Origin of the sequence: Streptococcus sp. Marseille-Q3604 (genome assembly GCF_916619785.1) — a bacterium.
GTDB lineage: Bacteria > Bacillota > Bacilli > Lactobacillales > Streptococcaceae > Streptococcus.
In genome coordinates, this window is record NZ_CAKAKM010000002.1 from 885856 (window position 1) to 909979 (window position 24124).

At 38.0% G+C, this 24124-nt stretch carries 30 protein-coding genes and 1 pseudogene; 24 read left to right on the forward strand and 7 right to left on the reverse strand.

The window, feature by feature from the left end; genetic code table 11:
• Nucleotides 1-84: 84 nt before the first annotated feature.
• From LG375_RS08895 to LG375_RS08920, 7 genes are all read left to right on the forward strand, one after another.
• Nucleotides 85-252, forward strand: a complete 168-nt coding sequence (locus LG375_RS08895; protein ID WP_225745657.1) for a hypothetical protein — start codon at nt 85-87, stop codon at nt 250-252.
• A 139-nt stretch (nt 253-391) separates the two neighbouring features.
• Entirely contained in the window at nt 392-475 is an 84-nt protein-coding gene (locus LG375_RS08900; protein WP_225745702.1) for a ComC/BlpC family leader-containing pheromone/bacteriocin, read from the forward strand.
• Complete coding sequence (locus LG375_RS10540; protein WP_263974087.1) at nt 468-593, forward strand: hypothetical protein; 126 nt, start codon at nt 468-470, stop codon at nt 591-593. Before LG375_RS08900 ends, LG375_RS10540 begins: the two co-directional genes overlap by 8 nt.
• Nucleotides 594-668: 75 nt before the next feature.
• Nucleotides 669-836 (forward strand): hypothetical protein, encoded by a 168-nt coding sequence (locus LG375_RS08905; RefSeq protein ID WP_171963547.1) that lies wholly within the window; start codon nt 669-671, stop codon nt 834-836.
• A gap of 175 nt (nt 837-1011) precedes the next feature.
• A complete protein-coding gene (locus LG375_RS08910) occupies nt 1012-3168 on the forward strand; it encodes a peptide cleavage/export ABC transporter (protein WP_049527519.1) in 2157 nt (718 codons plus the stop codon).
• A gap of 11 nt (nt 3169-3179) precedes the next feature.
• Nucleotides 3180-4403 carry an HlyD family efflux transporter periplasmic adaptor subunit gene (locus LG375_RS08915; protein ID WP_225745658.1) on the forward strand — a complete coding sequence of 408 codons (1224 nt, stop codon included), beginning with the start codon at nt 3180-3182 and terminating at the stop codon, nt 4401-4403.
• A 16-nt stretch (nt 4404-4419) separates the two neighbouring features.
• A complete protein-coding gene (locus LG375_RS08920; RefSeq protein ID WP_079119906.1) occupies nt 4420-4575 on the forward strand; it encodes a ComC/BlpC family leader-containing pheromone/bacteriocin in 156 nt (51 codons plus the stop codon).
• A gap of 27 nt (nt 4576-4602) precedes the next feature.
• Here LG375_RS08920 and LG375_RS08925 read toward each other — a convergent pair whose 3' ends face one another.
• Both LG375_RS08925 and LG375_RS08930 read right to left on the reverse strand, forming a co-directional pair.
• Entirely contained in the window at nt 4603-5352 is a 750-nt protein-coding gene (locus LG375_RS08925) for a sensor histidine kinase (protein WP_225745659.1), read from the reverse strand.
• A 581-nt stretch (nt 5353-5933) separates the two neighbouring features.
• The gene (locus LG375_RS08930) at nt 5934-6623 is read right to left on the reverse strand and encodes a LytR/AlgR family response regulator transcription factor (RefSeq protein ID WP_225745660.1); all 690 of its coding nucleotides are present in this window, start codon (nt 6621-6623) and stop codon (nt 5934-5936) included.
• 297 nt (nt 6624-6920) lie between these two features.
• Between LG375_RS08930 and LG375_RS08935 the strand changes: the two genes are divergently transcribed.
• From LG375_RS08935 to LG375_RS08995, 13 genes and pseudogenes are all read left to right on the forward strand, one after another.
• Nucleotides 6921-7133 (forward strand): Blp family class II bacteriocin, encoded by a 213-nt coding sequence (locus tag LG375_RS08935; protein WP_225745661.1) that lies wholly within the window; start codon nt 6921-6923, stop codon nt 7131-7133.
• An 18-nt stretch (nt 7134-7151) separates the two neighbouring features.
• Nucleotides 7152-7352, forward strand: coding sequence for a Blp family class II bacteriocin (locus LG375_RS08940; protein ID WP_225745662.1), 201 nt, complete (start codon nt 7152-7154; stop codon nt 7350-7352).
• Nucleotides 7353-7707: 355 nt separating this feature from the next.
• Entirely contained in the window at nt 7708-7947 is a 240-nt protein-coding gene (locus LG375_RS08945) for a Blp family class II bacteriocin (RefSeq protein ID WP_011681565.1), read from the forward strand.
• An 11-nt stretch (nt 7948-7958) separates the two neighbouring features.
• Nucleotides 7959-8351: a hypothetical protein gene (locus LG375_RS08950; RefSeq protein WP_003094909.1), complete on the forward strand. Its 393-nt coding sequence runs from the start codon at nt 7959-7961 to the stop codon at nt 8349-8351.
• 28 nt (nt 8352-8379) lie between these two features.
• On the forward strand, nt 8380-8559 hold the full coding sequence (locus tag LG375_RS08955; RefSeq protein ID WP_225745663.1) for a bacteriocin transporter: 180 nt from the start codon (nt 8380-8382) through the stop codon (nt 8557-8559).
• 186 nt (nt 8560-8745) lie between these two features.
• Complete coding sequence (locus tag LG375_RS08960) at nt 8746-9672, forward strand: thioredoxin family protein (RefSeq protein ID WP_107372336.1); 927 nt, start codon at nt 8746-8748, stop codon at nt 9670-9672.
• Nucleotides 9673-9838: 166 nt separating this feature from the next.
• Nucleotides 9839-10057: a Blp family class II bacteriocin gene (locus tag LG375_RS08965; protein ID WP_003096164.1), complete on the forward strand. Its 219-nt coding sequence runs from the start codon at nt 9839-9841 to the stop codon at nt 10055-10057.
• A gap of 32 nt (nt 10058-10089) precedes the next feature.
• The gene (locus LG375_RS08970; RefSeq protein WP_003094351.1) at nt 10090-10317 is read left to right on the forward strand and encodes a bacteriocin class II family protein; all 228 of its coding nucleotides are present in this window, start codon (nt 10090-10092) and stop codon (nt 10315-10317) included.
• Between the two features lie 575 nt (nt 10318-10892).
• Nucleotides 10893-11072 (forward strand): hypothetical protein, encoded by a 180-nt coding sequence (locus LG375_RS08975; RefSeq protein WP_003096170.1) that lies wholly within the window; start codon nt 10893-10895, stop codon nt 11070-11072.
• 114 nt (nt 11073-11186) lie between these two features.
• Nucleotides 11187-11932: pseudogene (locus tag LG375_RS08980) on the forward strand (IS3 family transposase); the annotation flags it as partial.
• Nucleotides 11933-11955: 23 nt separating this feature from the next.
• Nucleotides 11956-12096 (forward strand): LPXTG cell wall anchor domain-containing protein, encoded by a 141-nt coding sequence (locus LG375_RS08985; RefSeq protein ID WP_225745664.1) that lies wholly within the window; start codon nt 11956-11958, stop codon nt 12094-12096.
• 164 nt (nt 12097-12260) lie between these two features.
• Nucleotides 12261-12557: a bacteriocin immunity protein gene (locus tag LG375_RS08990; RefSeq protein ID WP_013991117.1), complete on the forward strand. Its 297-nt coding sequence runs from the start codon at nt 12261-12263 to the stop codon at nt 12555-12557.
• 341 nt (nt 12558-12898) lie between these two features.
• Nucleotides 12899-13069, forward strand: coding sequence for a hypothetical protein (locus LG375_RS08995; protein WP_225745665.1), 171 nt, complete (start codon nt 12899-12901; stop codon nt 13067-13069).
• 572 nt (nt 13070-13641) lie between these two features.
• On the opposite strand, the gene LG375_RS09000 is transcribed toward LG375_RS08995, so the two are convergent.
• Complete coding sequence (locus LG375_RS09000) at nt 13642-15909, reverse strand: Xaa-Pro dipeptidyl-peptidase (RefSeq protein ID WP_225745666.1); 2268 nt, start codon at nt 15907-15909, stop codon at nt 13642-13644.
• 120 nt (nt 15910-16029) lie between these two features.
• On the opposite strand from LG375_RS09000, the gene gla reads away from it, so the two are divergent.
• Nucleotides 16030-16896 (forward strand): aquaglyceroporin Gla, encoded by an 867-nt coding sequence (gene gla / locus LG375_RS09005; protein WP_037602504.1) that lies wholly within the window; start codon nt 16030-16032, stop codon nt 16894-16896.
• Nucleotides 16897-16986: 90 nt separating this feature from the next.
• Here the strand turns inward: gla and LG375_RS09010 are convergent, their stop codons facing one another.
• Nucleotides 16987-17658: a CPBP family intramembrane glutamic endopeptidase gene (locus LG375_RS09010; protein ID WP_225745667.1), complete on the reverse strand. Its 672-nt coding sequence runs from the start codon at nt 17656-17658 to the stop codon at nt 16987-16989.
• A gap of 173 nt (nt 17659-17831) precedes the next feature.
• Here LG375_RS09010 and LG375_RS09015 point away from each other — a divergent pair, with 173 nt between their 5' ends.
• The 3 genes from LG375_RS09015 to LG375_RS09025 all read left to right on the forward strand — a co-directional run bounded on the left by LG375_RS09015 (nt 17832) and on the right by LG375_RS09025 (nt 20192).
• A complete protein-coding gene (locus tag LG375_RS09015; protein ID WP_201552351.1) occupies nt 17832-18587 on the forward strand; it encodes a CppA family protein in 756 nt (251 codons plus the stop codon).
• Complete coding sequence (locus tag LG375_RS09020) at nt 18587-19534, forward strand: serine hydrolase domain-containing protein (protein WP_225745668.1); 948 nt, start codon at nt 18587-18589, stop codon at nt 19532-19534. Before LG375_RS09015 ends, LG375_RS09020 begins: the two co-directional genes overlap by 1 nt.
• A 112-nt stretch (nt 19535-19646) precedes the next feature.
• The gene (locus LG375_RS09025; RefSeq protein ID WP_225745669.1) at nt 19647-20192 is read left to right on the forward strand and encodes a hypothetical protein; all 546 of its coding nucleotides are present in this window, start codon (nt 19647-19649) and stop codon (nt 20190-20192) included.
• A gap of 16 nt (nt 20193-20208) precedes the next feature.
• On the opposite strand, the gene LG375_RS09030 is transcribed toward LG375_RS09025, so the two are convergent.
• The 3 genes from LG375_RS09030 to pflB form a co-directional block, all read right to left on the reverse strand.
• The gene (locus LG375_RS09030; RefSeq protein WP_225745670.1) at nt 20209-20661 is read right to left on the reverse strand and encodes a GNAT family N-acetyltransferase; all 453 of its coding nucleotides are present in this window, start codon (nt 20659-20661) and stop codon (nt 20209-20211) included.
• A gap of 83 nt (nt 20662-20744) precedes the next feature.
• Nucleotides 20745-21527, reverse strand: a complete 783-nt coding sequence (locus LG375_RS09035; RefSeq protein ID WP_225745671.1) for a carbonic anhydrase — start codon at nt 21525-21527, stop codon at nt 20745-20747.
• 263 nt (nt 21528-21790) lie between these two features.
• Nucleotides 21791-24103 (reverse strand): formate C-acetyltransferase, encoded by a 2313-nt coding sequence (gene pflB, locus LG375_RS09040; protein WP_004183340.1) that lies wholly within the window; start codon nt 24101-24103, stop codon nt 21791-21793.
• Between the last annotated feature and the right edge of the window lie 21 nt (nt 24104-24124).

A 24124-nucleotide genomic window follows, 5' to 3' on the forward strand; every position in this document is an offset into this window, starting at 1 on the left:
GTAGGATCAGCAGGAGGCCCAGTAGGTTACTGGGGAGGAGCTTTAGTTGGTTATGCTACATTCTGCTAATATTTAGGTGACTCTATGCTTAAAGATAAAAAAATGTATTTACTAGCAATTTTCCTTTTAGGATTTGGTATTGCTAACCTTTTTAGAAATTTAGATTTTGTTCATCATATCATTAATTTGGTAGGGTTAACATTAATCACTTATAGTTTGATTTTTAGCAAATGGGAGCGACTCAAAAAATAGAAGTATTCGAAATGTAGAGTTACTAAAACACAAAATCGAGTGGTGACATTTATGTCACTACTTTTTTGTTGGCTACCACCCTATAATAAAATCATAGCTTGAGAGAAAGAAGTTAAAAAATAGTTTAGGAGGTATTGCTATGACAAGGCAAACAATTAACAATTTTGAACTCCTTGACCTTGAGGCACTTGCAAACGTTGAAGGTGGTGATGATTATGTTTGATTTGAAAAGTTATATTTTAGGGATGGTTTGCATGGCTGTGATGACTTTTTTGGATAAGCCTATTATGTCATTTCTTGAAAAACACAAAGCTACCAATTCAGCTAAAAAGAAATCCTAATTGAGATACCTTGTCAATTGCTAGTCTGTGAATAGCATGAACACAGAACGCTAAAAACACTTTAAGGAGAAAAGTATGTTCAAAAACTCAAAACCGTATTTACTGGCTACCATTCTCATCGGAATGGGCCTCGCTAATCTATTTAGAAGTTTGGATGCAGTCCACCATACCATTAACTTGTTGGGGATAACCTTGCTTCTTTATAGTCTGCTTTTTAAAAAATGGGCACAGTTTAAGAAATAATGTCGGGTTCTAGATAATTCGATTACTTGTGTTTTGGCACTATCTTGAGGAAAAAGACTTTAAAGGTCACTTAAAACCTACCATTTAGGACATATAATGGTCATTTGTGACAAGAGATATTTTACAGATAAGAATTTGTCATACTATAAATAAAAACTAAATGAAAGGGAATTTCATGTTTCTTTATCGTAGGACCTTTGTTCCCCAAATGGATATTAGAGACTGTGGTGTTGCAGCTCTGGCTTCAATTGCCAAGTATTATGGGTCGGACTATTCTTTAGCTTATCTTCGAGAATTAGCAAAGACAACCAAAGAAGGTACGACGGCTTTAGGAATTGTTGAAGCTGCTAAGAAAATCGGATTTGAAACAAAGGCTATTCAAGCTGACATGTCTCTATTTAACATGGATGATGTTCCTTATCCTTTCATCGCTCATGTAAACAAAGAAGGTAAACTTCAGCATTATTATGTGGTCTATAAAAATGGAAAAAATAAGCTAGTTATTGGTGACCCTGATCCTAGTATCAAAGTAACTAAAATGTCTAAAAAGCAATTTAAAAAGGAGTGGACGGGTGTCGCTTTATTTATAGGACCAGAACCAAGTTACAAACCACATAAGGAAAAAGGAATCGGTCTGTTGGCTTTTCTTCCTCTCATTTTTAAGCAAAAATCATTAATTACTAATATTGTATTAGCTAGTTTTTTGGTTACTTTGGTAAATATTGTTGGTTCGTATTATCTTCAGGGTATTTTAGATGACTATATTCCTCATCAGATGAGGTCAACACTAGGAATTATTTCCATTGGCCTAGTTGTTAGTTATGTTTTACAGCAGATGATGACATATGCTAGGGATTATCTACTGACTATCCTCAGTCAGCGTTTTACGATTGATGTTATTTTGTCTTACGTACGACATATTTTTGATCTTCCGATGTCTTTTTTTGCGACTAGGCAAACCGGTGAAGTTACCTCACGTTTTAGTGATGCCAACTCTATTATTGACGCACTAGCATCAACTATTTTGTCTCTCTTCTTAGATGTCTCTGTTCTTGTTGTTATTGGTAGTATATTACTATTACAAAATGTTAGTTTGTTCTGGATAGTTCTTTGTTCAGTTCCTATCTATACAATAATAGTGCTTGTGTTCATGAAGCCCTTTGAGAAAATGAATCATAAGGTCATGCAAAGTAATGCTATGGTAAGCTCGGCTATTATTGAAGATATCAATGGCATTGAAACGATTAAATCTTTAACTAGTGAGGAAATTCGTTACCAAAAGCTTGATGGTGAGTTTATAGACTATTTAGAAAATTCTTTTCGTTTGTCAAAATTATCTATTTTACAGACATCTTTAAAACAAGGAGCTCAGTTGATTTTAAATGTGCTCATTCTTTGGACAGGTGCTCAGTTAGTTATGTCAAATAAAATCTCAGTTGGGCAACTTATAACCTTCAATACGTTATTGTCATATTTTACAAAGCCGTTAGAAAATATAATTAATCTTCAGACCAAACTCCAATCTGCAAAAGTTGCTAATGCACGTCTCAATGAGGTCTACCTTGTTGAATCGGAGTTTAAAGAAACTAATGGTAATATATATCAAAAACAGCCAATGAATGGAGATATTATTATTTCAGGCTTGTCCTACAAGTATGGATTTGGACAGGATACATTATCTGACATTGACTTAACTATTAGACGAGGTGAGAAGGTAAGTTTTGTTGGAGTCAGCGGTTCGGGAAAAACCACATTAGCGAAGATGATAGTGAATTTTTACCAACCTTATAAAGGCAAAGTTAGCCTAGGTAGTCAAGATATCAATCTAATCGATAAAAAAAGTCTTCGTAGGAAGATTAACTATCTCCCTCAACAGTCCTATATTTTTAGTGGAAGTATTTTGGAAAATCTGACTTTGGGAGCCGATATAACTGTAACAGAGGAAGATATTCTTAGAGCGTGTGATATCGCTGAAATTCGGAGGGACATTGAAGAAATGCCAATGGGATTTCAAACGGAGCTTTCTGATGGTTCAGGGTTATCTGGAGGACAAAAGCAACGTATTGCTTTAGCGCGTGCTCTATTAACTAAAGCTCCAGTTCTTATTTTAGATGAAGCTACAAGTGGATTAGATGTCCTAACGGAGAAGAAAGTTATAGATAATTTATTGAAATTAACTCAAAAGACGATTATTTTTGTAGCTCATAGACTTAGTATTGCTCAAAGGACTGATAAGATAATAGTAATAGAACAGGGGCGTTTAATAGAGAGTGGTTCACATAGTGAGTTGATGTCTAGGCATGGTTTTTACTATCATTTATTTAAGAAATAGAAAGAAGAAAAATGAATTCTCAATTATTTAAAAGTACGGAATTTTATCAGAAAAGGTATCAAAACTTCTCAACAATTATTATATTTCCATTAGTCCTTTTGATAATGTTCCTTCTTTCGTTTTTACTTTGGGCAAAAAAAGAGGTAACAGTTGAAGTCACAGGAACGATAGAGCCTACAAGTATTGTTGCAACAATCCAGTCAACCAGTGACAATACTATTATAAAGAATCAGTTAAGGTCCAATAAAGAAGTCAAAAAAGGTGATTTATTGATTCAATATTCCGAAAAAATGGAAAGCTCTCAGAAAGAGAGTCTTCAAAAACAATTTGATCTTTTAAGTCGTCAGGAGACAGGGCTAAAAACCTTAGAAGATAGTATCAATCAAGGAACTAGCCTTTTTCAGGAAGAAAATGATGAATTTGGCTATCAAAGCACATTTACTACTTTCTTAGCCCAATACGATTCTATTGGTCAAGGTGTTAATAGTTCTAATCGGGAATCAAGTCCCAAAACTAATTTGGGTAATGAAACAGATACTGCTAGTTCTTTTGAAATCAGTGGATTTCCAGTTCAATCTGAGACATTATCAAAAACAAATAAGAATCATAAGATGACTTCTAAGAGAAATAGTTATAAGTCTATCCCACTTACATTGGATAGTCAATACGATACTGATTTATCAAGTCAAAGGGAGGTATTGAAAGCTCAGTATCTTAAGGAAGCTGGACAACAATTAGCAACTGTTCAAATACAGAAGTCTGAAGTAGAGGGAAAACTTAACCAAGCGAATATACTATTGTCTAATACAACAATAAAGGCACCTGAAGATGGAATAATACATCTTAATCAATCTTATGAAAATCTGTCAACGGTTTCAACAGGTAAGGAACTAGCACAGATTTATCCTAAAATAGAGTCTACTAAGGAAGTTTTTATTAGTTATTATGTTAGTTCAGATTATATCCTTAAATTAAAAAAAGGTCAGTCAGTTAGACTAACACTTGATGAGGTTGGTAATCATAATATGATGGTTTTAGGTAAGATTGAGAGCATTGATAGTTCAGCAATTGAAACAGAGAAAGGAAATATCTTTCGAGTTAAAGCAAAGGCAAAACTAACTGCTCAAGAATCTAGAAGTCTTAAATATGGTTTTCAAGGGCGAGTAACTAGTATAATAGATAAAAAAAGCTACTTTGCTTATCTTAAAGATAAGTTATTTAATCAGCTTAATTAAATTCAAGGAGTGGAAAATGAAAAAACAAAGAAATGTCACTGAGTTTCAAAAGCTCAGTGACCATGAGCTTGAACAGGTATATGGAGGAATCAGTTGGGCAAATTATCTGTCAAGCTATTTAAAAGAGGATTATAAATACTTTCTTTCAGATGGCAGTAAAAATCTGTTATAGTTAAAAATTTTAAAAGCTTGAAACTAGTCAAGCTTTTTTCGATATATTAAGTTCCTGTGTAAATGCAAAAGTCATACTTTCAGTTTTTAAAGAAATATTTTGATAGTTGTCTAATATATTCCTAACGTTGGCCAAACCTATACCGCGATGATCCCCTTTACTGGAGACACCTCTCTCAAAAAGTGATGAGATAGGAATAAATTCTTCCTGGGTTGAGTTTTGGACAATAAAGATTTGCTTATTACCATGATTGAAGTAGCCAATATGCATTTTTGGTATGTCAGACTGAATCGATGCTTCCATCGCATTGTCTAGAAAGATAGAAATGACAGTAATAAAATCGACCATCTCCATACCCTCGAGTTTGATAGTTTCAGGAATATCTAAGGAGACATCAATGTTATTTTCTTCTGCCTCTAGGAACTTAGCTGCAAGTAGGCTTTTAATAGTGTTATCTTCTATGTTTATTAAGCGAGTTAAATCAAATGTTTTCGATTTTAAATGCTTATCGGAATCTTTTAAAACTGAGTCGTAGACTTCTTTTACAATAGCTATATCATTTTGTTCGATACCAAGTTTGAGTGTTGTTAAAATATTGGCATAATCATGACGAAAACTTCGAACCGACTGATAGAGGTTTTCAATCTGTTTGTTATAATTCTTAAGATGCGATAGTTGAATGTCTTTTTGAAAGTCCAATTGACTTTGTATTGTTGCTCGGATATTTCTATCTAGTAAGATAAGCATGATAAAGGACAAGACTAGATAAATAACCACAATTAACTTTCTGATTATCAGAGTGGATGTATGAGTAGTGTTTTCGAGGTAGACGAGATATTGCTGGGTAAATGTATAACCAATCATAATGAAATCAGCAACAATAATACTCTTTGATATGAGAGGGGCTAATCGTCTTTTTTGTATAACTCCAAAGCTTTCTTTGAATAATTTTATTAAAAGAAAGGATAGTAAAATAGTTAGGAAAGAAGATGAGACAGCTATAAGATAATTAACTTTTATTGTTTCAACACTGATTCCAAACAAAGGAAATATAAAGAAAATGATTACTCTAAAACTGATATTATTAAGAGTTGTGAGGAGAAGAGCATTGAATATTTTAAGCTTTGATTGTAAGTAGGGCTTTCGTGATATAAAAAAAGATAATAAAAGATAGAATATTTCTTCGTTAAAGTAGAATAAGAATTTCCAGGATAGACTGTTACATATTTTGGTATATGCTATGCGACAAAATAAGATAATAAGAAAATGCCCAATTGAAACTCTTTTGTTTATTAAGTAAAGAAATAGGCAAATATTGAAACATTCAGAGACAACAGTAAGCAAAAATAAAAAAATAATCATTGAAGGTTCCTTCTTTTAAAAGTATCTATCAGCATTTTAGCTTTGGTACGTGAAAAAGGACAGATACTACCATCAGTCATTTCGACTTCACGTTTTAATTTGTTGATTCTTATAATGTTTTTAGGATTAATGAGATACGAACGATGGCAAGATACGAGTGAAGGACTAGCTTTTTCAAGATCCTTTAGATTTGCACGAAAGGTCATTTGGTTGTTTGTACCATGAAGTATTACATAATGCTTTTGAGGAGAAGTTTCAATATAAATAACTTGGTTTAAAGGGATGTGAATAGCTGTATGTTGTGTTTGAAAATCAAACATCTCGTCATTCTCTATTCCAAGTGGTTTCATAGTTATAGCTAAAGCTCTGGTTATCTTTTTCCTAAATTCTATTTCAGAGAGACTTTTGTCGATATAGTCTAGGGCAGATACTTGGTAATCAAAAACTAGTGGCATGAACTCTGAGTGAGTAGTGACAAAGATAATAGTAGCATAGGGATTTTTTTCCCTAATGATTTTAGCAATATCAAGCCCTTTTAATTTTTCTCCTTTAATTTCGATATCAAGAAAAAAGAGCTGGTTAGAAGTTGTTGACTCAAACGCTTCTATAAGTTGCTTAGGCTTATCAAACGTGTGGACAATAGATAAGTCTTTGTTGTATTTTTTTAACTCTTGAGACAATACCATCTCCAGTCTTCCTTGTTGAATGAGATTGTCCTCTAAGATATATATATCCAATTGTAGTTCCCTCCAAATTTTTGTATGCTGTTGTTTTTATACTCATAAATATGTAATATTATACCATAATTTACATATTCCATCCAACTATTCTTAAAAAGATTAGAAATAAATGTGATTCATTATCTATCAATACCATTTAGGACATATATTGGTAGTTTGTGACAATATTTAATTTTCTTTAATAAGATTGTTATATTACAATTGTGATTGAGATATCACAAAAAAATTATAAAGGAGGTTGTTATGATGACAATATTAACAGAAAATTTTAAAACACTAGATTTTGAATTGCTCTCTAGTGTTGAAGGGGGAGGACGACGTGCGTCTGATGCTATATTAAATGGAGCTTCGGGAGCTGTTGAAGGACTTCTAATTTGTGGTGATTCAGGTTTATTAGTTGTTCCTTATGGTGTATTTGCATGTGCTGCAGGAGGTGCAGCCTTATACTGTTTCTAATTTGTATGGGAGGAATTTATGAATAATAAACAACTTGAAAGATTTAAAAAACTGGATACAAATGCATTGTCTAATGTAAGTGGTCAAGGCTATGGTTCTCAATGTGTTATTGGTACTGCCGGAATGACGATTGTCGGTGCAGCTTTCTTTGGCATCGCAGGTGCAGGAGCTGGATTTGCAGGCGGTAGCACAGCATTTTGTTATGGTACAGCTGAATAATCTTCATTTGAGATAGGTGATACAAATGAAGAAATACCTAATCATTTTTTCGACTATTGCGATGATATATTTATATAGCAAAGTACTATTGTCATCAGGAAATATCTATCAACTTTTGTTAGCATCAATAGGATTCTTTTTCTTTTTATTTGGAGTCTATAGGCAGTATAGAAAGAATTAGTTAAAGCTTTTTCAATAAGACATGGACTGAATCAAAAATGATATTCAGTCTTTTTTTTACTATTCGGGACATATAGCCACTTTTTGGTACGCTGGCTTTTAAATGACTATCAGAGTGCTATACTAAAGATGTGATTGAAAGAACACACGATAAAAATTTTAGGAGGTAGTTGCCATGGCAACTCAAACAATTGAAAACTTTAACACCCTTGACCTCGAAACACTTGCTAGTGTTGAAGGAGGACGAGTCAATTGGGAACGATGGGGAATGTGTGGGGCCTCTGTCGCCGTAGGTGCTTCAGAAGGATTCTCTGCAGCTGCAGGTGGAACGGCTTTCTTCATTGGACCGTATGCAATTGGAACTGGTGCAGTAGGTGCAGCTATTGGAGGTGGAGTAGCCTTACTTGGCTGTTAAGGAGAACAACAATGACACATAGAGTTTCAAAAAGGGATATAGTGCTATTTGTCATTGCCCAAGTAGTTAGCATATCCTTACTGGTACTTTTTTTTAGTCAATTACTTCATAACTTATCATCCGTATTCCAATTGGTCTACATCGTAGCAGCCCTCTTAGTGGTTGTGGTTGATATATTGCTCATTCGAAAAATAATGACAAGAAGAGAAGAACCAACTGTGTTAAATCAATTAAAAGCTTCCCTAGCTTGTTTCTTGTTACTGACACTTAGTTGCCTTCGTTTTTTGACAACAGATTTCTATTATCAAAAAGTTATCGCTATATTTGTAGGTTTTTTTTCATTATTGGGTTTCGTACTATTTTTATGGGGCATCAAGTATATCAACCATAATATAGAGAAGTAAGTAATTGACAAAATAAGGAGTATAAGCAATGTTTATAAAATTAACTCATAACGACCTTGAAGTAATTCAAGGTGGTGCTGTTTGTCTTATGCCAAATGTGAATAACAAGGAGGGTGACCCCCTTAAAGACGGTTGGGTATCACCACCTAGATATCGAAGCGGTGAAGCCTATCCCATGGTATATTTACCTGTCTGTGCTATTATGTAAGAACTTTAATTTAAAGGCTCTTATTTGATAAGAATATAAAAGTCCCCCTTATTACCCGAACCTTCTGGTGATAGTGGGATTTTTTATATTCTTACCATTCGGGACGTATAGTCACTTTTTGGGACGTTAGCTTCTATGAGAGTTGTAAATTGTTAAACTAGACTAAGTAATCGAAAGGAGTTTATGATGAAAAAACGGACATTAACGCTATGGCTGATGAGTTCAGCCTTGTTACTGAATCTATCGGTAGGAACTGCTTTAGCGGATGAGGTGGTAGAAACGGGAGCTGATAATTCTCCAAAGGTTGAAGCAACTGAACCTACTCCAGTAGAACAACCATCAGATAGTCAGGAGCAGTCGCTTCCTGAAGATAAAGAGGCACCAGCAGCGACTGAATCAGTAACCTTGGCTGAGTCTGAGGAGGAGACTACAAATGATATCCCAGCAGTATCTCGTGAGGAATACGACGCTAATGTTGCTGATTTACCTAAAGTAAGTTTAGATGATGTGCGTAATGCCTTTACCGAGGATGGTCAGGCACATACGATTTATTTTGGACGTGGAACCTGTTACTATTGTCGTCAATTTTCACCAGAGTTGAAGGTCTTGAACCAACTGATGGATGGTCGTTTAGAGTATTACGATACAGATCGTGAGGATTTTGACCGAAACTATGTGTTTGGTGAGATTGGTATTCCAGGTACACCTACACTACTTTATCTGGAAAATGGTCAGCTATTATCAGGATGGGTTGGTGGTGGACCTGCTCAAACAGTTTATGACCATTTAGCCAGCTCTAGTCCACGTTTTATGACTTTGAATCAGGAACAAACAACCATCTCTGAACCTCAAACTAAAACTGTTCGTCCTACACGAGTAACCGAAGAGAGTACGAAAGAGAAATCTTTGCCAACTGTTCAACCACAGCCGATGTCAACGGTTCAGAAGGAACTGAACGCTCAAACAGGGCAAATGGCACCAATGACTGATAAAGTAGCAGACACAAAAGAATTCCCTAAAACAAATGACGGTGAGCAATCACTTGTCTCTTTTGTGGGGGCATTAGCAATCTTAGCTTCACTCATGTTAGCACTGAGATATTATATTAAATAGGTAAAAAGATTGAGTATCTCCCTCAATTTTTTTCATTTTGTATATGAATGACCATTCAGGACGTATAGCCACTTTTTGGGACGCTAGCTCTGATAGAGACACTTGAATGCTATACTAAAGATGTGATTGAGAGATCACACGATAAAAATTTTAGGAGGTAGTTGCCATGGCAACTCAAACAATTGAAAACTTTAACACCCTCGACCTTGAAACACTTGCTAGTGTTGAAGGAGGAGGGAAAAGAACAGCAGATGTCTTTTTAAGTTCTGTTGGGGGTGCTGCTGAAGGAGTTTACTATTGTGCTGGCGTTGGAGCTCTCACACCGTATACTGTTGTTGGTTGTGCTGGCATTGGAGCGGTGGTCGGAGCCTTCTTTCCACACTAGAGCAAGCTAAATTTATTTAAGGAGAAAAAATAATGAAAACTGAAGAACTTGAAAAATTCTTGAACTTGAACGATACAACTCTTTCTAATATTGAAGGAGGTAATCTTTCTGCAGGTGAGGTAGGGAATGCATTTGGAATATGTGCCACAGCAGGTGCTATTATTGGAGGTGCCTTTGGTGCTGTACCGGGAGCGCTTGGTGGAGCAGTATTAGGTGCACAATATTGTGGGGGCACATGGGTGATTATTAGAACTCACTAATAGTTACCGTGATTCTAGAAACGTATGATTGACTTTGAGGTATAATGAAATGTTGCATCTTAACCGACTTCGTTCAAGTACTTTACGTTATTTACGATTAATAATTGTCACTTTAGGATTACTAGGTGGGAATATTTGTCTTGAGTTATTTTCTAATGGTTATTCATTCCTTTTTTGGTTGCCGTTAGGTCTGGTTTCGTTACTTTTCCTGATTTATCTACCACTGCTTATTAAACGAGAACTGAGCCTTCGTCCAGTAGAGGAACAAAACTTTACACCTAAACAGATTTATGCAGTGCTAGGACTGGTTAATTTAGGTGTTATTTTATACGCGATTTACAGTATTTGTATCAGTACTGATGAAGAATGGAATAACTATATGGTTATTTTACTTTTTCTTGACATTTGTTACTTAGCTTATATAACTCCCAAAGTGTTAAAAATAATCAGAAAGGAAAAGTAATCTACAGGAATAATGGGGCCTAGAGTTAACTTAGTATCTCTAGTGACACCTTGAGGAATAAATTCTGCCCTTATATCAATACACTTCTGTCGTACCATAAGGAGGTAAACTAATGCTTATAGAACTAACATATAAAGAACTTGAAGCTATTCAAGGTGGCGCTGTCTGTCGTATGCCAAATGTGAATAACAAGGAGGGTGACCCTTTTAAAGGAACCCTAGTGCCACTGCCTCGGCATCCACGAGACGAAGCCTATCCGATGGTATACTTACCTGTCTGTGCTATTATGTAAGAACTTGAAATGACAACTCTCATTTGATAAGAATATAAAAGTCCCCCTTATTACCCGAACTGAACTGCACCCCAAAAGTTAGACAGAAAAAATCTAACTTGGGGTGTTTTTATTATGAAATTGACTTATGAAGATAAAGTTCAAATATACGAACTGAGAAAGCAAGGAGAAAACTTTAAACGACTTTCAAATCAATTTGGGGTGAACGTTTCTGGTCTAAAGTACATGGTGAAATTAATTGACCGTTATGGAATAAACATCGTCAAAAAGGGAAAGAATCGTTACTATTCTCCTAAATTAAAACGAGAAATGATTGTAAAGTTCTACTTGAAGGTTGTTCCCAACAAAGTGTTTGCCTGGACTACGGCCTCTCAAATCAAGGATTGCTCAACAATTGGATAGCACAATACAAAAAAATGGGTATACTATTGTTGAGAAAACAAGAGGGAGACCGCCTAAAATGGGACGTAAGCCAAAGAAGAAACCTGAAGAGATGACAGAGCTAGAGCGCGACTTCAAGCAGAAAATGAGTACTTGAGAGCGGAGAACGCTGTTCTAAAAAAGTTGAGAGAACTCCGATTGAGGGACGAGAAAGAGCAAAGAGAAAGACAGAAATTGTTCAAGAATTAATCACTGAGTTTTCGTTAGATATTCTTCTAAAAGCTATTAAACTTGCTCGTTCGACCTACTATTATCACTTGAAACAGCTAGACAAACCAGATAAGGATCAAGGGCTTAAAGCTGAAATCCAATCTATTTTTACTGAACACAAGGGAAATTATGGTTATCGTCGGATACATTTAGAATTAAGAAATCGTGGCTTTTTGGTCAATCATAAGAGGGTTCAGCGGTTCAGAAGGAACTGAACGCTCAAACAGGGCAAATGGCACCAATGACTGATAAAGTAGCAGACACAAAAGAATTCCCTAAAACAAATGACGGTGAGCAATCACTTGTCTCTTTTGTGGGGGCATTAGCAATCTTAGCTTCACTCATGTTAGCACTGAGATATTATATTAAATAGGTAAAAAGATTGAGTATCTCCCTCAATTTTTTTCATTTTGTATATGAATGACCATTCAGGACGTATAGCCACTTTTTGGGACGCTGGCTTTTAAATGACTATCAGTGTGCTATACTAAAGATGTGATTGAAAAATTAGTTGAAAGAAATAAGGAGGTTTTCTTAATGACAGGACTTAAATGGTTTGCAGGAGGCAAAGAGAGACGAGAACAAGCAGTAGCTATTATCGATGAAGTAATTGAAACTATTGGAGATAAGCCAGATTATGCTGATTTGAAGCAGGTCCTGCACTCCTACCGAACGGAACTTGCAGACTCTCGTTCAGCCACTCCCTATATCTTAAGCAGGATGTCACTGGAAATATCCGAAGTGGTCAGAAAAGACCAGCTGACCTTGTCTCCCTTTATCGAGGAGCGAATAGCAGAGTTGCGAAAATTGCTAGCGATTCGTTATGGCTATTGATGTCATTAGGGAGGATTTCTTGGTTTTAAGGTTGAGTTGTCCAGTGAGAAAAGGAAGATGGGGCAAAAAGGTTCTTTTCCAATCTGTTGAGGAGCAGAGAAAGATCCTTAAGTCCTAGTTATGATTATGCCAAGCGGACAAGTGATTGTGATGAAAGGAGAGTGCGATGCCTTATCTTAACCGACTTCGTTCAGGAACGTTACTTTATTTACGACTCATGGTTGTTGCCTTTGGCATTGCTATCAATCTTTTTACTTGTGTTGCCCCTGTTGATTAAGCGAGAGCTTGACCGTCGTCCACTTGAAGAACGATAGTTTACTCCTAAACAAATTTACGCTGGTATGGGCTTGGCACATTTGGCTATTATTTTAGCTGGTGTTTATCGTTTGCTGATGGTGAGGGATGCTGAATGGCGCCTAATCATTATTGTTGTGGTTGTTTTGGATATTTGTTTACTAGCTTTTCTGACACCTAGAGTGCTTAAAGTCATTAAACAAAGTGAACGAAGTTAGAATAGCAGTTTATGATAGATATGCTTATAAAAATAGTGTTTATCTATGCTTTGTAGGTGTAATTCAATATAGTGAAAACTTTCTGTTTAAGAGAAGTGTGAGGTTTATGTTTTATGTCAAAAAATCTACGTGCCCTTACGACCATTGTTTTGTCCCAATTGCTTATTGAGTGGGTGGGATTCTTTTTAGGTATTCCTCTAAGTAAGATTCTGGTTTTAACAGTACTTAGCAGTCTAGTAGAGATCTTGATGCATCTTTTCCTAAGCAAAAAATCTAAAGTTACTTTGGGGGATAAAGAGATATGGCATCAATATTTGTTATTCGTTAAGAAGACGCTGTGGTTCTCTATTTTATTAGTTGCAAATTTTCTTTTTTATACGATAATCAAATCTGATAGCTTTATGCTCTATTTTTACTGGCATATCTTTGTATTATTCCATTGTCTTGGCTACATCATTTGTTTAAATAATATTAAAATCAATCGTAAAAATTGAAGTCTAAATCTTGTTTATTTCTACACAATCAAAAAATCCCATGGGAGTTCTCATCCTATGGGATTTTTGCGATAAAGACTAATAAGGCAATGTCATCTGACTTTGGCTTAGGTCCACAGTTAATTCATAGTCGCTATTGTCACGAATAGTGTGCTCAAAGTCTGTGGTATAGAGAACGAGTCGGAGTTTGTCGCCCTTGTTGAGTTTGTAGATGGTTGGTTGCAAGTCCAAACCGATAGTCATCCATTCATTTGGAGTGACATTCTCAATGCTAAGGAGGTTCTTGCGATTTTGCAGGTTAAGGTGTCCTTTGGTAATGACACGGTATTTTGCCTGCTTGAATGGCAATTCACGTAAGGCTTCTTCCTTGAAGAGACGGCCGTTATCTAGATTCATGCGTTTGAGTGCGGGAATAGGTGCGAGATACTTCTTGTCACCCATTTCTAGAACTTGGGCCGAAATGAGACCACGGTTTGTGCTAGACTTAACCTTGAGCTCTAGGTGGACACGGCCATTAATCTGGATGTCTTGGTCCAGTTCAAAGTCCAAGGTAATGGCATTAGCTTTGTCTGCAAAGAGGTCATCCTTGAAGCTTTGGTAAGCTTTACCGTATTTGGTGAAGGTTTCCTCTTCATAATGGTTAGCGATACTAGCTTCAGCCTGACCAAGCTGAATGTTTTTACCATTGTCGTGTCCAAAGTTATCGAGAACTTCCCAGGTCTGCTCAGACTGGTTATTTTGCCAGATAACAGTAGGTAGTGTGTAGCCATTCTCCAAACCAAGGAGTTTCTGACAAATCAAGGCGTTCATGCTTTCTCGGAAGTCAATAGACTGCCAGGCATTCATGTAAACGTGGGCACCATTGTGGAAGAAGAGGTGTTTTTCAAGAGAGTCTGGAAGAGCATTGAACATTTGATAGACGTTAATCGGTTTGACATTCCAATCCTGGCTACCATGTGTAAAGACAACAGTGGCTTTGACACGATCTGCGAATTGCACATAGTTACGGTCATGCCAGAACTGGTTATAGTCTCCATGCTTACGATCAATGGCTTTGCTTAGCTCTTTGAGGTAGGTCTCGTAGTCTTTTTGGTGGCGGAGGTATTCTCCAGCTAATAGGGCACGAGAATAGGTGAACTCAGTCAAGGTATCGAGATCCTCACCAGGGTAGCCTCCAGGACTAACGAGGAGGCCGTTTTCACGATAGTAGTCGTACCAAGAAGAAATACCTGCTTCAGCGATTACCATCTCCAAACCGTCAACGCTAGTTGTAGCTAGGGCGTTCGACATGGTACCCAAGTATGACAGTCCTGTAGTAGTCACCTTACCAGAAGCCCAATCAGCAGTGATTGTATGCTGTCTGCTACGGCTAGTAAAGGCGCGTGCACGACCATTGAGCCAGTCGATGACAGCTTTATAGGCCAGAACCTGTTGATAGTCTCCAGAGGTCATGAAACCTTCTGAGTTGAAGGTACCAACACCGGATACATAGATAGAGGCCACACCACGAGCTAACATGTAATCGTTAAGTGTGTAGGTATCTGTGTGAGCAAAACGTTCCTGAGCCTTTGTGACAGGATTGATAGGCGTAAGGTCTGCTTCAGGTGCCTTGATTTCAGGTTGTCTAAGAGAGATTTTACCTGCTGATTTGACGAGCAAGTCTCCCTCCATCTTGTGGGTGAGCTTATCTGAAGCAGGCTCATTAGTCCCTTGTTGATAAGGACTTGCGGTCATCATGGCTGGAACTGGGAAGTCCACATCAGGACGTAAGATAGTCACCTTGACCAAGTCTAACTGAGCATCTTTATCGGTGTCTACAGGTGTTTCGACATAAACCACTTCACGGTGAAGCTGATTAGTGTTAAATGTTGCTAAGCTCTTACCATTAAAGAAGACGTAGTCATTACTTACAGGGATTAAATCCTGAGCTACTAACTGATCAATTAAGGTATTGCCAGACTGTGTGCGTGTCGCCAACAATTGATGCAGGTTGTTAAGACTACCATCAAAAGTGATTGGAAAGGCCATTTTCTCTAGGAAAGCCGCACTGTCTGTAAAGTCCACATTAGGGACAAATCCTAGCAGTTGAAGAGCCACCAAACCAAAGACATCAGCAGTCAAAGGACGGTCTGATTGGAAAAAGGTCAGGAGGTCAGTCTCTGTATCGGCAATCCAATTTTTCAAAGCTAAGTCGGTGTCTTCAAAGAAGAGGAAGGACTTGCGAACAAAGGCCTCAAAATTGGCTTTGGCACTAGCATCTAGAGAGACTTCAAAGCCTAAAGAACGAAGTTCCTGACAAGCTATTTCAGGACTAACTGGGATGTAACTAAACTGATTAAATTTCATATTCAAAAACCTCAAAAATAATACGTAAACATTTCAGAAATATCTTTACATCAGACATTATACTTGATAAAATGATAGATGTCTAAATTATTGTAAAATCGAAAGGAAATAAAGAGACAAATGAATGATTTTCTAAAAGAAGCGTTCACCAGTGAATGGGTTTTGAAATACCTCACTGAGTTTATCGCGACTGCTTTTCTTGTAGCCCTTGGTAATGGTGCTGTTGCCAACGTTGAGCTTAAGGGAACAAAAGGTAACAAATCTGGTTGGATTGTTATCGCCTTTGGTTATGGTTTTGGTGTTATGATGCCAGCCCTTATGTTTGGTGATGTTTCTGGTAACCACATCAACCCTGCTTTCACACTTGGACTTGCTGCTTCTGGCTTGTTCTCATGGGTAGGCGTTCCTGGATACCTTATTGCACAACTTCTTGGTGCCTTTGTAGGTCAAGCTATCGTGGTTTGGGTTCACCAACCTTACTATGTACAGACTGAGAATCCAAACAATATTCTTGGTACTTTCTCAACGATCTCAGCAGTTGACGATCATGATGATACTCCAGAAAATCGTAATCGTGCATGGGCTAACGGTTTTGCCAATGAGTTTGCAGGTTCATTCCTTCTCTTCTTTGGTGCCCTTGCCTTGACTAACAACTACTTTGGTCACAAATTGGTCTCACAAGCAGTCCAATATGGGTATGATAAAGAAGCTGTAACAGGCCAAATGGCGAATGGATCTCTTGCTGTAGCTCACATTGGTGTTGGTTTCTTGGTTTGTGCCTTGGTTCTATCATTTGGTGGACCTACAGGACCAGCCCTTAACCCAGCCCGTGACTTGATGCCACGTCTTCTTCACCACATCTTGCCAACATCAGTTCTTGGTGAGCACAAAGGTGATTCTAAATGGTGGTATGCTTGGGTTCCAGTTGTAGCTCCAATCCTTGCAGGAATTTTGGCTGTATACTTGTTCAAAGCCCTCTACCTTTAATCAATAACAAAAAATCTGAAGTTAGTGCTTCAGATTTTTTTACGCTAAAAATTTTGAAAGTAGCAAAAAAAACTGAGAAAGTTTTCTCAGTTACATAGGAGTAGTTATAGCTAGGATTGTAGCACCTAAGGTGAAAAGATTCCATAGGACATGAAGTGAGATAGCCGCTGATAGATTTTCTCTTTTTTGGTAAATCATAGAGAGAGCCAAGCCCATTCCAATATAAAGGAGAAGGTGGGCAAGGTTGGTAGGCATATGGAATAGGCAAAAGAGACCGGTACTCACTAAAACAGCAACTGTCGAATAAGGAGCCAGCCAAGAGAAAATCCACTTACGAAAGAGCAGTTCTTGTAAGAAGGCTGTGGTCATCATGCTAATGGCTACTGGTAGGATAGGCGTTGTCGTAAGAGTTCTTTGAAGTTCTGCATGGTAGTTGGTGTGGGTCAGTAGCATGAGATTGCTCCCAATAACTCCCATCAGAAAAATAAGAACAAAGCCCCAGATAATAGCTTTAGTATCCTTTCGGTCTAGTTTAAAGCGAGTAAGCAAACCTTCATTTTTAGCCCAAAGATAGGTAATGTAAAAAATAATGAGATTGACAGCGATAATTCCCCAGCTTTCAAGGCTAGTGAAGGTCAACCCAGTCTGATTGTTATACGACGTTGTCATACCTAAAGCCAGGTTTGGGATAGCTATCATCAGCAGTAAAAAGAGTCCCTGATAGGTATGTCTAAACGCCAAATGATTGACGAGAGTTTTCATAGTCTCTATTATACTCTAAAATGAGGAAATAGCTAGTCCTAAGGTAAATATAATATAATGATTTTCATAATTTATGTGAAAGAATGTGAAAAAATTACAATCCTGTTTTTTCTTAGGAAAATCCTTGTCACACAGGCTCTTTTCGGATAAAATAGAAAAGAATGGAGGTTGTCATGACGCAATCAGGGAATTTTAAGTTTCACACACCAATCTTTCGTGTGAATAACAGACAAGAAAATATTGATTTTTACCAAAATACATTAGGATTTAAGCTTTTGACTGAGGAAAATGCCCTTGCGGTCTTCACAGATTGGACAGACCGTAACTCACTTTTTGTGATTGAGGAGTCACCAGCTTACCGTTGCCGTGCGGTTGAAGGCCCTAAGAAAATTAATAAAGTAGTTATCAAGGTTTCAAATCCACTTGAGATTGAGTACCTTTTGGCGCGTGATGATCACCAAGCCAAGGCTATTTTCCAAGGGGAAAAAGGGTATGCTTTTGAAACAATCTCACCTGAGAATGGTCTTATTTTGATGCATGCCGAAGATGACTTGTCTACTCTCAAGACAGTTGAATACGCAGATGTTGAAGAAAAAGAAGATTTCAAAGGAGTGTCAGACTTTACGGTCGAGTCTTTGACCTTGAACGTTGTTGATACAGCTCAAGCTGCTTTCTTTTACGACAATCTTTTTGGTGAAGAATTGCCTTTGTCTATCCACTTTGAGAAAGCAGAAGGTCCTGACCTCCAAGTGAGTCCAGACCAGACTTGGGATTTGGAAATTCTAGAATTTAAGGTAGCTGAAGACTACGACTTGGTTGCCTTGCATGAGAAACTTGAAAAGGAACAGTTCTCAAGTTATCTAGATACTAAAGAAAGCCTACTCGCACTGACTGATATGAGTAATATTGAGGTTTGGCTAACAAAATAATGACTAATTTTAAACAAATATTGTCAACAATTACAGACTACATCAAGGCTGACATCTTCCCGGGTGCCAGCCTTGCACTTTATGACGGACAAGATTGGCAGGAGCATTATCTAGGAACCCAGGATGGAAATATTCCGGTAGTTCCAGGACTGACCTATGATCTAGCTAGTGTTTCCAAGGTGGTGGGAGTTGGGACCCTCTGTCTTTTCTACTTGCAAGCGGGAAAATTGGACTTGGACGAGAAACTATCGACCTATTATCCTGCAGTAGTGGATAAGACGCTAACCCTTCGTCAGCTTCTTTCTCACAGTAGCGGCATTGATCCTTTTATTCCAAACCGTGATGAGTTAGACCAAGCTGGCTTGATTTCTGCTATTAATGCCATCAAAGTTAAGTCTGATAAACCTTTCTTGTATACCGATATTAATTTTATTCTCCTAGGCTTGATGCTTGAGAAAGTCTCTGGACAAAGACTGGACAGGCTCTTTGACAGCGAGATTTTTCAACCGTTTGGTATGTCTGAAACACGGTTTGGGCCAGTTGAGGTTGCTGTTCCAACTGTTGAGGGAATTCCGGGAGGAACTGTTCACGATCCCAAGGCTCGAGTGCTCAAAGAGCATACAGGTTCAGCAGGCATCTTTTCAACCCTAAAGGACTTAGAAATCTTTGTTGACCATTATTTGAGGGATGATTTTGCTAAAAATATGACACAGAATATCAGCCAATCCAATAAGGAGCGCAGTGTCGCTTGGGACCTTCAAGGCGATTGGATTCTTCATACTGGTTATACAGGTACCTTTGTGCTTATCAATATCCCAGCTCAACGTGCAGCTATTTTCCTCAGTAATCGTACCTATTATAGGGATGAGAGGGCTCAATGGATTAAGGACAGAGATGCTTTGATTGAGATAATGAAGAAGGAGCTGATTTGTGAAACGGTCGAGTAGACACTTTAAGGAAAGCAAACTTGTCCCTTGGTTTTTGAGTCTCCTCTTTTGTGTGCTTAACGGGAGTAGTCTCTTTGTCTGTGGTATGTTTTTTGGGGTGATGGTCGACTTGTTGGCATTTGATAAAGATTCCTTCTATTTAGGTGTTCTTGTATTTTCTTGTATAGTAGTCCCTATAATCGCTTCTTCTTATATCTTGATAAGAGAGATACTATACAAATTGATTCATTGCCTTGGTTATCGTGCCCAACCTGATTTGAAAGTCATTCGTATGAGGAGAGGATTTGATATTCACTTTCCTGTATTTGAAAAGTACAGTCAGGACTATAAGTTACTCTACAAGAAGCGTTCCAAGAAGCTTCAAATAGGGTATTTGCTTATATGTTTAGGATACTTTAGTGGACTTAGCCTTATAATGATTACCTTTACAGTTCTATTGAGAGGACTGTTTGAGCTCCTAGAACTAGAATCAAAACTGTCATCTTCTGAATATAAACAATTTCTTGGTTTTTTGGTCTGCATGGGAGTGTTTGTCCTTCTTTTTAAAGGGCAGAAATACTGGAAAAAGATCGTAGAGACATTAAAGAAAAGAGAATATGTATCAGTTCTTGCTGTCGAGCATGGCTATCCTATATTTGCGACAAAAGAAGAAGCTTAAGCAGTTGACCTACTGCTTAAGCTTTTTTACTTAGTAATGGTTTTTCAACAGTAATGTGTTGGATACCAGCCTCTTTAAAGATTTTACCGACTTCCTGATAGCCATTATTGAGGTAGAACTTAAGTGCCCCTAGTTGAGCATGGAGAGAAATAGTCTGGAAGCCTTGCTCTTGTGCAAAATCTTCAGCTTCTTTTAGGAGAATGCTCCCCAGACCTTGACCTTGGTAGGCCTCGAGCACCGCCATACGTTGGAGGGTAAGCTGAGTCAAATCTTTATTAGGCAGTAGGCGTACGGTTGCTGCAGCCTTGTCTTTATCATCGTATAAAACAAAGTGAATACAGTAGGCTTCATTTGCGTCAATCTCGATAGAGTGAGGAACTCCTTGGCCTTTAACGAAAACGGTGTTTCGAATAGCCACAGCATCTAGATAAGTCTCTGATAGTGTATCTCTTGTATGTTTGATAATCATAGAACCAGTGTAACAAAGATTCTAGTATATCGTCAATGAAAAAAGCTTGATGAGAGGAGTAGTCATCAAGCTTTTGATAGGTTTTATTCTTTTATCTTTCGACCGTTTGTATCTTGGATAGGACGGTTATTTTCAAATCCAAGGGTTTGAGTGAATTTCTCCACTTGTTCCTTGCTGACAGTTTCTTGATTCTTGAAGACAATCCAGTTAACACCTTCAGTACATGGAGGTGTTGTTAGGGAACCTTCAAAGTTGTAGTAGTCCTTGTCTTCAGGATAGAAATCATCAAGTGAGATGGCCTGAGAAAGCTCAGTTTCAGTATTGGCCGCCTGAGGCATTTTGTCCCAGATTTGTTTTAAGGCTTGATTTTCATCGCCATAATTATAGAGAACGGAGATAACTGTGATTTTCCCATTATCTGTCTTATATACGAAGTGCCCCTCTAGGGGATAAGTCTGACCATCAATTTTATTCTCAGCTGGTGCGTGAAAATGGAACTGTTGCAACTTGTAAACTTCGTTACCAATCGTTAGGGTATTCTTTGGATTTTTAAAGCTGACTTCAATAGTATGCCCGTTATTTTCAACTTGAGCTTCTGATTCTTGATTATTAAGGATTAGTTCAGGAAGATCAACGTCCTCAGCTCCGGTGATATTGATCGGAGATTGTTCTTTACCATTTTTGCTGAGTTCATAATCTTTCGAAAGGTCACCCCAATGGTCTGGACCAGTAGAGCCAGTATAACCCCATTGAACGTCCTTGGACTTTGAGTTTTTGGTTTTTGTTTCGGATTGGCAGGCTACGAGTAGGACTGTACTTGCTACGAGAGCTACTAATCCAATTAGCTTAAAACTTTTCTTATTCATCTTTCTTCCTTGTACTCTTTTATTTTATTGTCATACTAGTTGACCTGTTATTTGTAAACTAGCAGTTAGACAGTGATAGAGTGTCATTTCTCTGAGGTGCTTCTGAGAGTGAAGTGTTTGGAGAAACCAAACGGAAACGCTTTTATTTTATAGCTAATCTGAGAAAAAGTCAAATGTAAATTATAGTAGATTTAGAAAAATATAATGAAAATAAGTGTTTTACAAAAAGAAAAGAACCCGCTATTGCGAGCTCTTTAGTTATTTTATCCCAAAGCGTCGTCCATTGAAAGAACTTCGTGGAAGACACGTTGTGTCAATTCAGTTTTTTGTTCTGGAGTGAGGTATTTAGTGTTTACACAGTATCCAGAGATACGTACGATAACATCTTCACCGCTCATAATCTTTTCGTAAACGTCTGACAAGTCCATAACGTTCAAGTTAACGTGTTGTCCACCGTTTTCGAAGTATCCGTCAAGGATAGTTACGAGGTTGTCAACTTGTTCGTCGTGAGTCTTACCAAGAGCACGAGGTGATACTTGAGTAGTAAGTGAGATACCGTCAGCTGCATAACCGAAGTCAAGGCTTGCAAGTGAGTTCAAGTTTTGCAACCATCCACCTTTAGCTTTGTTAGATGGGTTAGCACCTGGTGAGAAGAATTCCAATTTAGACAAGTTCACTGAACCATCTTCGTTGAGGTATACCCCTTTGTGAACTGGAGAGTTACCAGTTTGTTTAGAGTAAGCAACGTTAGAAGTGATTGTAAGAAGTGAAACTGTAGCTTCTGCATCTTTGTAGAGTTTGTGGCTACGAAGACGAGTAGTGTAAGCTTCAATCAACCATTCTGCCAATTCGTTTGAACGTGGGTCATCTTCACCCCAACGTGGGTATTCACCGATTGTTTCGTAGTCGTAGATGTAGCCATCTTCGTCACGGATTGGTTTAACTGTAGCGTATTTGATTGCTGCCAATGTATCAACAGTATTTGCGAAACCACAGATACCGAATCCCATGTTAGCACGTTGTTTAGTTGGCAAGAAGGCCATTTGAACAGCTTCGTAGTTGTACTTATCAGTCATGTAGTGGATGATGTTAAGGGCATCTACGTAAGTGTCAGTCAACCAATCAAGAGATTTTTCGAAGTTAGCTTTAACAGTGTCAAAGTCAAGAACTTCATCACGGATTGGATCGATGTCAAATACTTTGTAGTCTTTATGAACATCGTCGTAACCACCGTTCAAACCAGTAAGAAGGGCTTTAAGTACGTTAACACGAGCACCGAAGTATTGGATGTTGTGGCGTTGTTCTTCGTTTTCTGGGTCAAGTGGTGATACACAACATGAGATACAGCTCATTTCACCGTATCCGTCTTTAGCCATAGTAGTCACACCTTCGTATTGGATAGAAGAGTGCTTGTGGCTCATGTGCATACAGTAGCGACGGAATGAGTAAGGCAATTTGTCAGTCCAAAGAACTGTCAAGTTTGGTTCTGGAGAGTTACCGATGTTGTCAAGAGTGTTCAAGAAACGGTAGTCCATCTTAGTAACACGGTGACGTCCGTCAGCACCCATACCAGCCATTGAAGTTGTGATGAATGTTGGGTCACCTGAGTACAATTGGTCGTAAGCTTTTGTACGAGCAAACTTAACTGTACGAAGTTTCATAACGAAATCATCAACGAATTCTTGGATTTCTGATTCAGTGTAAGTACCACGAGCAAGGTCACGTTCTGCGTATACGTCAAGGACGATTGGCACACGACCAAGTGAAGTAGCGGCACCGTTGATGACACGACATACTGCCATGAAGGCGATGTTTGTCCATTGGATAGCTTCTTTAGTATCGAAGGCAGGACGACGAACATCTACACCGTAAAGGTCACCAAGGCGAACGACATCTTGAAGTGCTTGGTATTGAAGGTTAACTTCTTCACGAAGACGGATAGTTTCTTCGTCGATTTCTTTAATAGCATTCCAGTCGTTAACTTTTTCTTGCATCAAGTAGTCAGCACCGTAAAGGGCAAGACGAGCGTAAACCCCGATGATACGTCCACGTGAGTAAGCATCTGGAAGACCAGTAACTGTGTGAGCGTGACGTGCACGACGGATGTTTGAAGTGTAAGCACGGAAGATACCATCGTTAACTGTAGTCACGTATTTTGTGAAAATTTCGTGTACAGCTGGGTCTGGTTCATAACCGTGTTCTTTCAAAGCAGTTTCCGCCATACGGATACCACCTTTAGGCATGAAGTTCAATTTGAAGAGTTCATCATTTTGGATACCATAGATAAGTTCATCTTCTTTTGAAATGTACCCTGCGTCAATGTCAGCAATTGAAGTTGGACGAGTATCCATTGGGAAACGTCCTTCAGCTTCATAGCCTGCTTTAGTTTCATCTACGATTTTTTTAATTTTTAGAGAGCGTTCAGTTGGTCCTGCAAGGAAGCTTTCGTCACCATCATAAGGTGTGTAGTTTGCTTGAACGAAACGTGAAACGCTAGCTTTTTCTTTCCAGTCAGTACCTTTAAAGCCTTCCCACGCTTTTTCAAAAACATCTGTGTTAGTTTTAACCGTTGCCATAGTTTGGATCTCCTATAATTC